This is a genomic window from Pseudomonas sp. WPR_5_2, from assembly GCF_003634475.1.
Taxonomy (GTDB): Bacteria; Pseudomonadota; Gammaproteobacteria; order Pseudomonadales; family Pseudomonadaceae; genus Aquipseudomonas; species Aquipseudomonas izuensis.
On sequence record NZ_RBLA01000002.1, the window covers coordinates 386,474 to 399,320 of the forward strand.

Genomic DNA, 12,847 nt, shown 5'->3' on the forward strand with positions numbered 1-12,847 from the left:
GCTCGCTCCGACAGGGGGCGGATTACATCCGGAACACGCCGAAGCGGCTCGGTTCGATTGGCGCATTCAGCGACGCCGACAAAGCCAGGCCCAGGACATCGCGGGTCTGTGCCGGGTCAATGACACCGTCGTCCCACAGGCGAGCGCTGGAGTAATAAGGGTGGCCCTGTTCCTCATACTGGTCGAGGATCGGTTGCTTGATCTCGGCCTCCTGTTCGGCGCTGAAACCCTGGCCACCACGTTCGGCCTGCTCGCGCTTGACCTGCACCAGCACGCCGGCGGCCTGTTCGGCGCCCATCACGCCGATGCGCGCATTCGGCCACATCCACAGGAACCGCGGGTCGTAGGCCCGACCGCACATGCCGTAGTTGCCGGCGCCAAAACTGCCACCGATGATCACGGTGAACTTCGGCACTTTGGCGCAGGCCACGGCGGTCACCAGTTTCGCGCCATGCTTGGCGATGCCGCCGGCTTCATACTTCTGACCGACCATGAAGCCGGTGATGTTTTGCAGGAACAGCAACGGAATGCCGCGCTGGCAGGCCAGCTCGATAAAGTGCGCGCCTTTCTGAGCGGCTTCGGCGAACAGGATGCCGTTATTGGCAAGGATCGCGATCGGGTAACCGTGCAGGTAGGCAAAGCCGCAGACCAGCGTCGTCCCGAACAGGGCCTTGAACTCGTCGAACACCGAGCCGTCCACCAGTCGAGCGATGACTTCGCGCACATCGAAAGGCTGTTTGGCATCGGCCGGCACCACGCCGTACAACTCGTCGCTGCTGTAGAGCGGGGCGATGGGCGCGCGTTGCTGCACGTCGCCGAGCTTGCGCCAATTGAGGTTGGCGACACTGCGACGGGCGATGGCCAGGGCGTGTTCATCGCTTTCGGCGTAATGGTCCGCTACCCCGGAAATCTTGCAATGCACATCAGCACCGCCAAGATCTTCGGCGCTGACCACTTCACCGGTCGCCGCTTTCACCAGCGGCGGGCCGGCGAGGAAGATCGTCGCTTGCTCGCGGACCATGATCGCTTCGTCGGCCATCGCCGGCACATATGCGCCGCCTGCGGTGCAGGAGCCCATGACCACGGCAATCTGTGGAATGCCCATGGCGCTCATGTTGGCCTGGTTGAAGAAGATTCGGCCAAAGTGCTCGCGATCCGGAAACACTTCATCCTGACGCGGCAGGTTGGCGCCACCGGAGTCCACCAGATAGATGCAGGGCAAACGGTTCTGCTGGGCGATGGTTTGGGCGCGCAGGTGTTTTTTCACGGTCAGCGGGTAGTACGAGCCACCTTTTACCGTGGCATCGTTGGCGACGATCATGCACTCGACGCCTTCCACGCGGCCGATCCCGGCAATCACGCCAGCGGCCGGAACGTCTTCACCGTACACCTCATAGGCGGCCAGTTGGCTTATCTCCAGGAACGGCGAACCCGGATCGAGCAGGCGATTGATGCGTTCACGGGGCAGCAATTTGCCCCGCGAAGTGTGGCGTTCCTGGGCCTTCGGGCCGCCACCTTGCGCCACTTGAGCGAGCAGGGTGTGCAGCGCATCGACCTGTTTGAGCATCGCCGCGCTGTTGGTGGCGAACTCCGCTGAACGGGGGTTGAGCTGGGTATGCAGGATAGCCATGGGCAGCTCCGTTAGCGGGTTTCGTTAAACAGTTCGCGACCGATCAGCATGCGACGGATCTCACTGGTGCCGGCACCGATTTCGTACAGCTTGGCGTCACGCAACAGACGACCAGCCGGGAATTCGTTGATGTAGCCGTTGCCGCCGAGAATCTGGATCGCGTCGAGGGCCATTTGCGTGGCGCGTTCGGCGCTGTAGAGGATCACGCCTGCGGCGTCCTTGCGTGCGGTTTCGTTGCGCTCGCAGGCCTGGGCTACCGCATAGAGGTAGGCGCGGCTGGCGTTGAGTTGGGTGTACATGTCGGCGACCTTGCCCTGGATCAGCTGGAATTCGCCGATGCTTTGGCCGAACTGCTTGCGGTCATGGATGTACGGCACGATCAGGTCCATGCACGCCTGCATGATCCCGGTCGGGCCGCCGGAGAGCACGACGCGTTCGTAGTCGAGACCACTCATCAGCACCTTCACGCCGCCATTGAGTACGCCGAGGATGTTCTCTTCCGGTACTTCGACGTCATCGAAAAACAGTTCGCAGGTGTTCGAGCCGCGCATGCCGAGCTTGTCGAACTTGTTGCTGCGGCTGAAGCCTTTCCAGTCGCGCTCGACGATGAAGGCGGTAATGCCGTGCGGGCCCTTTTCCAGGTCGGTCTTGGCGTAGATCACATAGGTGTTGGCGTCAGGGCCGTTGGTGATCCAGGTCTTGCTGCCGTTCAGAACGTATTTGTCGCCGCGTTTGTCGGCGCGCAACTTCATCGAGACGACATCGGAGCCGGCGTTCGGCTCGCTCATGGCCAGGGCGCCGATGTGCTCGCCACTGATCAGCTTCGGCAGGTACTTGGATTTCTGTTCGTGATTGCCGTTGCGGTTGATCTGGTTGACGCAGAGGTTGGAGTGCGCGCCATAGGACAACGCCACCGAGGCCGAGCCACGGCTGATTTCTTCCATCACCACCACGTGGGCCAGGTAGCCCAGGCCGGCACCGCCGTACTCTTCCGGAACGGTGATGCCCAGCAGGCCCATGTCGCCGAATTTGCGCCACAGGTCGGCGGGGAACAGGTTGTCGGTGTCGATCTGAGCGGCGCGGGGGGCGATCTCTTTGGCGACGAAGGACTGAACCTGATCGCGCAGCATATCGATGGTTTCACCGAGGGCAAAATTCAGGGATGGGTAGCTCATGGGTCACCTTTTGGCTTTTTTGTCGGGTGGGGAGGGCAGTGATTTAGCTCTCACCTTTACGTTAACGTAAGCCTGTGACGAATGGCTGTCAATCACCCTTTACGTTAACGTCAACTTGAGCGAGAGTAGAGGCAGTTCAAGATAGAACGCGGAGCCACATTGTGGGAGACCGCGAGTCGCCCGTTAATAAAGACAATAGGGGTCATCATGGATCAACCCACTGCAAACCCGCAGCGCAGCTACACCCGCGGTTCCCAGGACAAAGCCTTGCTGGCAATGACCATCGGCCAGGCGTTCGATAACACAGTGGCGCAGTACCCGACCGGGGAAGCGCTGGTCGTGCGCCATCAACAGCTGCGCTACACCTGGCGGCAATTGGCGGAAATTGCGGACCTGCATGCCAAGGCACTGCTGGCGCTGGGCTTGCAGACCGGTGACCGTCTCGGCATCTGGGCACCGAATTGCGCCCAGTGGTGCATCAGCCAGATCGCCAGCGCAAAAATCGGCGTGATCCTGGTCAACATCAACCCGGCTTACCGCAGTTCCGAACTCGAATACGTATTGAAGCAATCCGGCTGCCAGTGGCTGGTGTGCGCCGGGGCCTTCAAGACCTCCAATTACCACGCCATGTTGCAAGGCCTGGTGCCGGAGCTGGCGGAGCAATCCATCGGCCAGTTGCACAGCGAGCGCCTGCCCGAGTTGCGCGGTGTCATCAGTCTGGATGCGCAACCGCCCAGCGGTTTCCTGCCGTGGTCGCAACTGGCCGAACTGGCCGGTGGCGTGTCGGACGAACAATTGCACGAGCGCCAGGACAGCCTGCATTTCGACCAGGCAGTGAACATCCAGTACACCTCCGGCACCACCGGTTTCCCCAAGGGCGCGACCCTTAGTCACTACAACATTCTCAATAACGGTTACATGGTCGGTGAAAGCCTCGGACTGACCGCCGCGGATCGCCTGGTGATCCCGGTGCCTTTGTACCACTGCTTCGGCATGGTCATGGGCAATCTGGGTTGCATCACCCACGGCAGCACCATGATTTATCCCAACGATGCCTTCGATCCACTGCTGACACTGAACACCGTCGCCGAAGAAAAGGCCACTGCGCTGTACGGCGTGCCGACCATGTTCATCGCCATGCTCGATCAACCGCAACGCGGCGAGTTCGACCTGTCGACCCTGCGCACCGGGATCATGGCCGGGGCAACGTGCCCGATCGAAGTGATGCGCCGTGTCATCAATGAAATGCACATGACTGAAGTACAGATTGCCTACGGCATGACGGAAACCAGCCCGGTGTCGTTGCAGACCGGTCCATCAGACGATCTGGAGTTGCGCGTCACCACCGTCGGCCGCACTCAGCCGCAGCTGGAAAGCAAGATCATCGACGAGGCGGGCAACCCGGTGCCCCGCGGCACCATCGGCGAACTCTGCACCCGGGGCTACAGCGTCATGCTCGGTTACTGGAACAACCCGGAGGGCACTGCCGAAGCGATCGACCAGGCCGGATGGATGCACACCGGTGACCTGGCGAGCATGAACGCCGAGGGGTATGTGTGCATCGCCGGACGTAACAAGGACATGATCATCCGCGGTGGCGAGAATATTTACCCGCGGGAGCTGGAAGAGTTCTTCTTCACCCATCCGGCGGTGGCTGACGTACAGGTGATCGGCATTCCTTGCTCGCGTTACGGTGAAGAGATCGTCGCCTGGATCAAGTTCCACCCCGGCCACAGTGCGACCGAACAGGAACTGCAAGCCTGGTGCAAGGAGCGCATCGCGCACTTCAAGACGCCGCGTTACTTCAAGTTCGTGGAAGAGTTCCCAATGACCGTGACCGGCAAGATCCAGAAATTCCGTATGCGCGAGATCAGTATCGAGGAGTTGCGCATCAACAAGGCATGACACAAAACCTGTGGGAGCGGGCTTGCCCGCGATGATGGTGGAACAGTCAGCATCGATGTTGAATGTAATGCCCCCATCGCGGGCAAGCCCGCTCCCACAGGGTTTTGCATTATTTTCAGAATCGCAGACAGCACAAAGGGGAGCCGAAGCTCCCCTTTAATTTTCGTTGCGCGTGCTCTTTTTTTATTATTGAGGGGCGGTCTGTTTTTGTTTTTGGCAACCGTTGCCCTTTACCGCTGTTTTTGGCGATCCCCATCCGGGATCAAGAGCAAACGTATTTTTTTGAGCGCTGATCTACTTTTTCGCTGAGCGATCCAACCAGTTCGGGAGCTACCTGAAGGTAGTTTTATTGTTCTCTGCCCGGTTGCGGGTTACTCCGAAAAGCACCCTGAAAAGCACATCTTCTCCAAAAAAATCTGTTAGCTGCGTCTCTGCCGTGTTGTTTTTGTTATGTCAGAGTCGTTACGTCTTGTTTTTATTAGGTGTGTCGCAATTTTTTATTCTTGTTATGCCATAGAGATAGCAGGAGCCGTGCCAACTTTTAAAAATCCTTTAAAATCAATAACTTAATATTTTGTAGGATTTTTCTCTCAGGGAATCCCTGACAATTTGTTTCCGTGTTACTCGCTTTTCCCCACATTTCGGATGTCGCGGTAACACACGACGGTGTCGTTGCACTCAATGTGCGCTAAGGGCCTTCGCCACACGGGAGCCGGTCGGGCGACCCAGCACGGCGCTGATTTGCTGGCCGGCGCGTATCAGGGCCTCCAGGTCGATGCCGGTTTCGATCCCCAGGCCATTGAGCAGGTAAACCACGTCCTCGGTGGCGACGTTACCGCTGGCGCCCTTGGCGTAAGGGCAGCCACCGAGCCCGGCGATGGAGCTGTCAAACACCGAGATCCCTTCCAGCAGGCTGGCGTAGATATTGGCCATGGCCTGGCCGTAGGTGTCGTGGAAATGCCCGGCCAGTTTTTCCCGGGGTACATCTGCCGATACCACCTCAAACATCCTGCGGGTTGCGCCGGCGGTGCCGGTGCCGATGGTGTCGCCCAGAGAAACTTCGTAGCAGCCCATGGCATAGAGTTCACGGGCCACACGCGCGACTTGTTCTGGTGCGACCTGACCTTCATAAGGGCAGCCCAGCACACAGGACACGTAACCGCGCACGCTCACACCGTGCTGGCGGGCCGCGTCCATGATCGGTACGAAACGCTCCAGGCTTTCGCTGATCGAGCAATTGATGTTGCGTTGGGAAAAGGCTTCGGACGCCGCGGCGAACACTGCGACCTCCTTGACCCCGGAGGCGAGGGCGTCTTCAAAACCGCGCAGGTTGGGCGCGAGTGCGCCGTAGGTGACGCCCGGTTTGCGCTGGATCTGCGCGAAAACATCGGCGGAACCTGCCATCTGCGGCACCCATTTGGGTGAAACGAAACTGCCGACTTCTATATAGCCCAGGCCCGCGGCCGTGAGCGCGTCGACCAGTTGCACCTTGTCGGCGACACTGATGGGTTGAGCTTCGTTTTGCAGACCGTCGCGGGGGCCGACTTCGACAATGCGTACTTGGGTGGGGAGGGACATGGGATTCGACCTGTTCTTATTGTCTGAATGTTCGATGAACCCTGTGGGAGCGGGCTTGCCCGCGATGGCGTTGGGTCAGTCTGCATCAATGTTGAATGTCATGCCCTCATCGCGGGCAAGCCCGCTCCCACAGGGTAGTGTGTGGATCTACTGGATTGATTCCTGACTCTTGAGCGTCTGCTCCAGCGCCTGCACACAGCGCTCTTCAGCGGTATCCAGTTCCAGTTTCATCTGTTCGATGTCCAGCAGTTGCTGTTCCAGCTGTTCCCGGCGCTCGCTGATTTTTGCCAGCATGCTGTGCAGTTGCTTGGTGTTACCGCTGGACGGATCGTAGAGCTCGATCAGTTCGCGGCATTCGGCCAGGGAAAAGCCAATGCGCTTGCCCCGCAGGATCAGCTTCAGGCTGACCTTGTCACGGGGTGAATAGATGCGTTCCTGACCACGGCGTTCGGGACTGAGCAGGCCTTGCTCTTCATAGAAACGAATGGCCCGTGTGGTGATGTCGAGCTCGCGGGCGAGGTCGGAAATGCTGTAGGTCTGGCTGCTCATGGAAGCGCTCGCAAAAGGTCATGCGCTAAGCTAATGGCAGGTTGACGTTTACGTCAAGTGGCAGGGATTTTCAGTGTCATCACTGGCCTCTTCGCGAGCAGGCTCGCTCCCACAGGGGATATCTATCTGACACAAATATTGTGTTCACTGAATATCCATTGTGGGAGCGAGCCTGCTCGCGAAGAACGATAACGCGGTGCAGAGCCCTACACCTTCTCCAGCTTCTTCTCATGCGCCGTCACCTGCTGGCACAACTCGATCATCTGCTCGCGCATCCAGCGGTTGGCCGGGTCCTGGTCGGTGCTTTCGTGCCAGTAGAGATGGGTTTCCACCGGCGGCACATCGTTGACCGGCAGGCTGAAGGCGTGCAAGTCGTTACGGCGGGCGAAGCGTTCCGGCACGGTCATGACCATGTCGGTCTGTTGCAGCACTTGCGAGGCCATCAGGTAATGCTGGGAGCGCAGGGCGATCTTGCGCTGGATGCCCATCTTGCCCAGGGCCAGGTCGACGTGACCCAGGCCGCTGCGCCGGCTGGAAATATGGATGTGGGTCAGGCCCAGGTAATCATCCAGCGTGAATTTTTCCTTGGTGGCCAGTGGGTGCCCCTTGCGCATGGCACAGACGTAGCGGTCTTCCATCAACTTGACGTGGCGCACCTGCGGGTCAGTGTTGAGCGGCGCGTCCACGGCGAAATCGAGGCGGCCGGCCGCCAGTTCCTTGGTGGTCTCGCGGCGCTTGGACAGGAAACTCTCGATGATCACCGTCGGCGCGAGGCGGCGCAGGCGCTGGAACAGCGGCGGCAGGATCACCGCTTCAGTCAGGTCGGTCATGCTGATGCGATAGGTCTTGACTGCCTGCAGCGGGTTGAAAATGCGGCTTTCCTGCACCGACACCCGCAGCAGCGAGAGGGCGTTACGCACCGGGCCGATGATGTTCTGCGCCATCGGCGTGGGCACCATGCCCTGGGCGGTGCGGACGAACAACGGATCGTTGAAGGTCTCGCGCAGGCGGGCCAGGGCGTTCGACACTGCCGGTTGGGTGATGCCGACAATCTGCCCGGCGCGGGTCAGGTTGGCTTCGGTGTAGATCGCGTCGAAGACGATGAAAAGGTTGAGGTCGACCTTGCTCAGATTCATTTACGCGGCTCTCTTATTGTGTGGACGGGCAGCCTTGGCTATCAGTCGATCATATATCGGTGATGAATGTTAATACACGCCGAGAATAGGCTAGGTAAATTTTCATGGCTGTTCTAGCATCGATTGCATGAACTAAACAACTCCTTTGACCCCAGCAAAAAGGTAGATCTGCTCATGGATTTCGCTTATTCGCCCAAGGTGCAAGAACTGCGTGAGCGCGTGACTGCGTTCATGGACACCTACGTCTATCCCGCCGAAGCCGTGTTCGAACGTCAGGTTGCCGAGGGCGATCGCTGGCAGCCGACGGCGATCATGGAAGAACTCAAACTCAAGGCCAAGGCCGAAGGCCTGTGGAATTTGTTTCTGCCTGAGTCCGAGCTCGGTGCCGGCCTGACCAACCTCGAATACGCGCCGCTGGCAGAAATCATGGGTCGCTCGTTGTTGGGCCCCGAGCCGTTCAACTGCTCGGCGCCGGACACCGGCAACATGGAAGTGCTGGTGCGCTACGCCAATGAAGAACAGAAACAGCGTTGGCTCGAACCGCTGCTGCGGGGGGAGATCCGCTCGGCGTTCGCCATGACCGAACCGGACGTTGCCTCCTCCGATGCCACCAACATGGCTGCCCGTGCGGTGCGCGATGGCGACGAGTGGGTGATCAATGGCAAGAAATGGTGGACGTCCGGCGCCTGCGATCCGCGTTGCAAGATCCTGATCTTCATGGGCCTGAGCAACCCCGACGCCCCGCGCCATGCCCAGCACTCGATGATTCTGGTACCGGTCGATACCCCCGGCGTGAAGATCCTGCGTCCGCTGCCGGTGTTCGGTTATGACGATGCGCCCCACGGTCACGCCGAAGTGTTGTTCGAAAACGTGCGGGTGCCGTACGAAAATGTCCTGCTGGGCGAAGGACGCGGTTTCGAGATTGCTCAGGGTCGCCTCGGCCCGGGCCGGATTCACCACTGCATGCGTTCGATTGGCATGGCCGAGCGCGCGCTGGAACTGATGTGCAAACGCTCGGTGAACCGTACGGCGTTCGGTAAGCCCCTGGCACGCCTGGGCGGCAACATCGACAAGATCGCCGACTCGCGGATGGAGATCGACATGGCGCGCCTGCTGACGTTGAAAGCGGCGTACATGATGGACACCGTCGGTAACAAAGTGGCCAAGAGCGAAATCGCGCAAATCAAGGTGGTGGCGCCGAACGTGGCCTTGCGGGTGATCGACCGGGCCATCCAGATTCATGGCGGGGCAGGGGTGTCGAATGACTTCCCGCTGGCCTACATGTATGCCATGCAGCGTACCCTGCGCCTGGCCGACGGCCCGGACGAAGTGCACCGCGCGGCGATCGGCAAGTTCGAGATCGGCAAGTACGTGCCTAAAGAGATGATGCGTAGCGGTCAATAAGTCCGCGTTATCGTTCTTCGCGAGCAGGCTCGCTCCCACAGTTGGAATGCATTCCCCTGTGGAAGCGAGCCTGCTCGCGAAGGCGGTGGCCCATTCAACGCAGTAATATCAGTAAACCCAAACCTCAACCCGCCGATTCTTGATCCGCCCTTCATCTTCGTTGTTGGCCGCCACCGGCATTTCGGCGCCAAAGCCGCGGACCTCACGCAATACCACGCCGCTTTTCACCAGTTCCCGCCGCACCGCCATGGCTCGCAGTTTCGACAACAGGTCGGCGCGTGCCGGATCGCTCTTGGCATCGCCAAACCCCACCAGCGTGACCTGCCGCTCGGTTTTGTCATGCTGCTTTATATAGTCGAGTACCCGTGACAGGTCCTGTCGGGCCTTGTTGTCGAGGCTGGCGCTGCCTTCTTCGAAACGAAAATTGACCGTCAACCGCTGCGCGTGACGGCTGAGTCCCTGATAGCCCTCGGGCATCAGCGCATTCGGGGTGACGGCCATGGCCTGCACGGTCTGCGCGATAAAACCGTTGGCGGCAACAATCGCCTGGCCCTGGCTGCTTTGGGCGTAGGCCACCAGCGCCTCGGCCCAGGGATTTTTCCCGTTCGGTGGCAAGTAAAAGAACAAGCGGCGGGACAACGGATAGTCTTCGGTGGCGATCAGGCTGTTCTGCGGCAACATGGCCTGGGATTGGCCATCGACAATCGCCACGGTCTTGGCCTGGCGCACGTAGGGCAGGCCAATGAAGCCAATGCCTTGGGGGTCGAGGCTGACCGCATCGGACAATTGCTCGCTGGATTCGAAGCGTTTCGCGGCACCGCTCAGGGTTTTCCCGTGGCCATTGAGGACCAGCTCCTTGAACGTATCGTACGTGCCGGACTGATCATCCCGCGCATACAGATGAATCATCCCGCCACTGCCGCCGAGTTCTTCCCAGGTTTTCACTTCGCCACTGAAAATGCGCGCCAGTTGCACGGTGTCGAGCTGTTTCAGCGGGTTTTGTGGATGAAGGATGATCGCCAGGCCGTCGATGGCAATGACCTGTTCCGCTCTGGCACTTTTCAGATCGCCCAGTGATTGAAGGTCGAGCACCTCACGCTCCTTGATCGGACGTGACGAAGCCGCCAGATCGGCGCTGCCGGTTTTCAGTGCCGTGAAACCGGTACTGGAACCGTGGGCTGTCAGCTCCACTACGATCCGGCGCCCCTGTACGGTTTCACCCACGATCCGCAGTTCATTGGCCTTGTCCGGGGTTTCGCTGTGTACTTTTATAAGGCCCTGTTGGCGCAGCAAACCTTCGACCAGTGCCGGGCCCAATGCCGCGCCAATGGTGTTAGAGCCCTGGATGCGCAGCACCGGGCCCTGCTCGGGCGTCGGCAGATCGCTGGCCGAGGTTGTTAGCGGCAGCCAGGCGCAGAGCATCAACAGGAACAGAACGCGCAGCGTCATGCCGGCACCTTACATAGCGAAAGAGGTGTCGGGAGATTAAGTCAGTAAGATGTCCGAAATATGACACTTTCCATTGTAGGAGCGAGCCTGCTCGCGAAGGCGGTATCTCAGTCAGCATTAATGTCGACTGACACTCCGCCTTCGCGAGCAGGCTCGCTCCCACAGGGAAACCGCGCAGGGCTTGAGATCAGCTCAATTCAAGCCAGATCGGCGCATGATCCGACGGTTTTTCCATGCCGCGCAGTTCGTAGTCCACGCCCGCATCCTTGACCCGTGGCAGCAGGCCGTGGGACGCCAGGATCAAGTCGATGCGCAATCCACGCTTGGGCTCGTCTTCAAACCCGCGGCTGCGATAGTCGAACCAACTGAAACGATCGGTCACATCAGGGTTGAGGTGACGGAAACTGTCCACCAGGCCCCAGTTTTTCAAGCGGGCCATCCACTCGCGCTCTTCCGGCAGGAAGCTGCATTTGCCGGTTTTCAGCCAGCGTTTCATGTTGTCCGGGCCGATGCCGATGTCGCAGTCTTCCGGGGAGATATTCACGTCGCCCATGACGACAAGCGCCTGGTCGTTCTTGAACTGGTCTTCCAGCAATCGCTGCAGATCGCTGTAGAAGCGTTCCTTGGCGGGGAATTTTGTCGGGTGGTCGCGGCTTTCACCTTGTGGGAAATAGCCGTTCATGATGGTCACCGGCACGCCATTGGCATCGGCGAACGTGCCCCAGATGAAGCGCCGCTGCGCGTCTTCTTCATCGGTGACGAAGCCTTTGTGCAGGGCCAGTGGTTCCTGACGCGAGAGCAGGGCGACGCCGTAATGTCCCTTTTGCCCGTGGAAATATACGTGGTAGCCCAGGGCCTTGACTTCATCGAGGGGGAACTGGTCGTCGTGGACCTTGGTTTCCTGCAGGCCGATCACATCGGGCTGGTGCTTTTCAATCAGCGCCGCCAGCTGATGGGGACGGGCGCGCAGCCCGTTGATGTTGAAGGAGACAATCTTCATGGTCGGCAGTCCTGGCAAAAGGGCGATGCTAGCTGACATGTCGGAATGGGGCCAGTGGTCAGTCAGATCTTCGTCGACAGTGCGGGCCTCATCGCGGGCAAGCCTTGCTCCCACAGGTTCTCGGTCCAGCTTTACCTGTGGGAGCAAGGCTTGCCCGCGACGAGGCCCGCACAATCACAGCTGTGTCGACTGGCAGAGCCTGCTCCCACAATCAATGAGTCTGGTCTATACCTGTGGGGGAACTGTGTCGTCACCCAAAGGCTCCTACCCACAAGAGCGCAGCCACCCGAGCCGCGCCGGGGAGATCAATCGTCATGCCCGAAACCTCCACCGCGATTGCCGATATCCACATGCTCGACAGCGGTTATTCCCGCGAAGCGCGTTCCCTGTTGTACCAGGCTTACCGGCACGAGCCGACATTCGCTTACCTGTTCGAAGCCGAACGCCCTGGTTATGAACAGCGGGTGCGCGCCACTGTGCGGGAACTGGTCAAGCAGCACTTTCTGCAGGATTTCCCGGCCATCGGCCTGCTGGTCAACGATCGCTTGATCGGCATCGCGCTGATCGCGCCGCCACTGCGTCGGCTGGGTATTACCGAAAGCTGGGCCTGGCGTTTGCGCATGGTGCTCAGCACGGGATTTCGCTGCACCCGACGCTACCTTGAGTATCACGATGCCGTAGCGGCGTGCGTGCCGTCCGACTCGGTGCATGTCCTGCCGTTGCTGGGGATTCATCCGCAATTCCAGGGCAAGCATTTCGGCGAGCAATTGCTGCAAGCGGTGCATAACTGGTGCGCGGTGGATGAAAAATCCCAGGGGGTGATTCTCGACACCGGGGATCCGCGATATCTGGAGTTCTACAAGCGTCAGGGCTATGAGGAAATCGGCGAGGTGGCTGTAGGACCGATCCGTGAACATGTGTTTTTTCACGCCAACCCCCAGGTGGTGCAAACAGCCACGGCATAAGAGTGAGAACTTTCCGGCCACGCTATGCTCTATCACGCTCTCAAGCTCGTGATAGC

Annotated in this window: 10 protein-coding genes; 3 read left to right on the forward strand and 7 right to left on the reverse strand. The window is 59.7% G+C overall.

The window, feature by feature from the left end; all coding sequences use genetic code 11:
- Positions 1 to 22: 22 nt before the first annotated feature.
- Both BJ917_RS10435 and BJ917_RS10440 read right to left on the reverse strand, forming a co-directional pair.
- A complete protein-coding gene (locus tag BJ917_RS10435) occupies positions 23 to 1,630 on the reverse strand; it encodes a carboxyl transferase domain-containing protein (RefSeq protein WP_096510089.1) in 1,608 nt (535 codons plus the stop codon).
- 11 nt (positions 1,631 to 1,641) lie between these two features.
- Positions 1,642 to 2,805 (reverse strand): isovaleryl-CoA dehydrogenase, encoded by a 1,164-nt coding sequence (locus BJ917_RS10440; RefSeq protein WP_096510090.1) that lies wholly within the window; start codon positions 2,803 to 2,805, stop codon positions 1,642 to 1,644.
- Between the two features lie 207 nt (positions 2,806 to 3,012).
- Between BJ917_RS10440 and BJ917_RS10445 the strand changes: the two genes are divergently transcribed.
- On the forward strand, positions 3,013 to 4,710 hold the full coding sequence (locus BJ917_RS10445; RefSeq protein ID WP_121103314.1) for an AMP-binding protein: 1,698 nt from the start codon (positions 3,013 to 3,015) through the stop codon (positions 4,708 to 4,710).
- 678 nt (positions 4,711 to 5,388) lie between these two features.
- Here BJ917_RS10445 and BJ917_RS10455 read toward each other — a convergent pair.
- From BJ917_RS10455 to BJ917_RS10470, 3 genes are all read right to left on the reverse strand, one after another.
- Entirely contained in the window at positions 5,389 to 6,288 is a 900-nt protein-coding gene (locus BJ917_RS10455; RefSeq protein WP_121103315.1) for a hydroxymethylglutaryl-CoA lyase, read from the reverse strand.
- Positions 6,289 to 6,435: 147 nt separating this feature from the next.
- Positions 6,436 to 6,837: a MerR family DNA-binding transcriptional regulator gene (locus BJ917_RS10465; RefSeq protein ID WP_007980992.1), complete on the reverse strand. Its 402-nt coding sequence runs from the start codon at positions 6,835 to 6,837 to the stop codon at positions 6,436 to 6,438.
- Positions 6,838 to 7,043: 206 nt separating this feature from the next.
- Positions 7,044 to 7,973, reverse strand: coding sequence for a LysR family transcriptional regulator (locus tag BJ917_RS10470; protein WP_096510094.1), 930 nt, complete (start codon positions 7,971 to 7,973; stop codon positions 7,044 to 7,046).
- Positions 7,974 to 8,147: 174 nt separating this feature from the next.
- On the opposite strand from BJ917_RS10470, the gene BJ917_RS10475 reads away from it, so the two are divergent.
- Positions 8,148 to 9,377, forward strand: a complete 1,230-nt coding sequence (locus BJ917_RS10475) for an acyl-CoA dehydrogenase (protein ID WP_096510095.1) — start codon at positions 8,148 to 8,150, stop codon at positions 9,375 to 9,377.
- Positions 9,378 to 9,485: 108 nt separating this feature from the next.
- Here the strand turns inward: BJ917_RS10475 and BJ917_RS10480 are convergent, their stop codons facing one another.
- Complete coding sequence (locus BJ917_RS10480) at positions 9,486 to 10,826, reverse strand: substrate-binding domain-containing protein (RefSeq protein WP_121103316.1); 1,341 nt, start codon at positions 10,824 to 10,826, stop codon at positions 9,486 to 9,488.
- Between the two features lie 187 nt (positions 10,827 to 11,013).
- Positions 11,014 to 11,826, reverse strand: coding sequence for an exodeoxyribonuclease III (gene xthA / locus BJ917_RS10490; RefSeq protein WP_121103317.1), 813 nt, complete (start codon positions 11,824 to 11,826; stop codon positions 11,014 to 11,016).
- 314 nt (positions 11,827 to 12,140) lie between these two features.
- Here xthA and BJ917_RS10495 point away from each other — a divergent pair, with 314 nt between their 5' ends.
- Positions 12,141 to 12,791 carry a GNAT family N-acetyltransferase gene (locus BJ917_RS10495; RefSeq protein WP_096510098.1) on the forward strand — a complete coding sequence of 217 codons (651 nt, stop codon included), beginning with the start codon at positions 12,141 to 12,143 and terminating at the stop codon, positions 12,789 to 12,791.
- Positions 12,792 to 12,847 lie beyond the last annotated feature (56 nt).

Excerpts from the sequence above, each read along its gene's own strand:
- BJ917_RS10435 (WP_096510089.1), bottom strand. The coding sequence starts at position 1,630 with ATGGCTATCCTGCATACCCAGCTCAACCCCCGTTCAGCGGAGTTCGCC.
- BJ917_RS10440 (WP_096510090.1), bottom strand. The coding sequence starts at position 2,805 with ATGAGCTACCCATCCCTGAATTTTGCCCTCGGTGAAACCATCGATATG.
- BJ917_RS10445 (WP_121103314.1), top strand. The coding sequence starts at position 3,013 with ATGGATCAACCCACTGCAAACCCGCAGCGCAGCTACACCCGCGGTTCC.
- BJ917_RS10455 (WP_121103315.1), bottom strand. The coding sequence starts at position 6,288 with ATGTCCCTCCCCACCCAAGTACGCATTGTCGAAGTCGGCCCCCGCGAC.
- BJ917_RS10465 (WP_007980992.1), bottom strand. The coding sequence starts at position 6,837 with ATGAGCAGCCAGACCTACAGCATTTCCGACCTCGCCCGCGAGCTCGAC.
- BJ917_RS10470 (WP_096510094.1), bottom strand. The coding sequence starts at position 7,973 with ATGAATCTGAGCAAGGTCGACCTCAACCTTTTCATCGTCTTCGACGCG.
- BJ917_RS10475 (WP_096510095.1), top strand. The coding sequence starts at position 8,148 with ATGGATTTCGCTTATTCGCCCAAGGTGCAAGAACTGCGTGAGCGCGTG.
- BJ917_RS10480 (WP_121103316.1), bottom strand. The coding sequence starts at position 10,826 with ATGACGCTGCGCGTTCTGTTCCTGTTGATGCTCTGCGCCTGGCTGCCG.
- xthA (WP_121103317.1), bottom strand. The coding sequence starts at position 11,826 with ATGAAGATTGTCTCCTTCAACATCAACGGGCTGCGCGCCCGTCCCCAT.
- BJ917_RS10495 (WP_096510098.1), top strand. The coding sequence starts at position 12,141 with ATGCCCGAAACCTCCACCGCGATTGCCGATATCCACATGCTCGACAGC.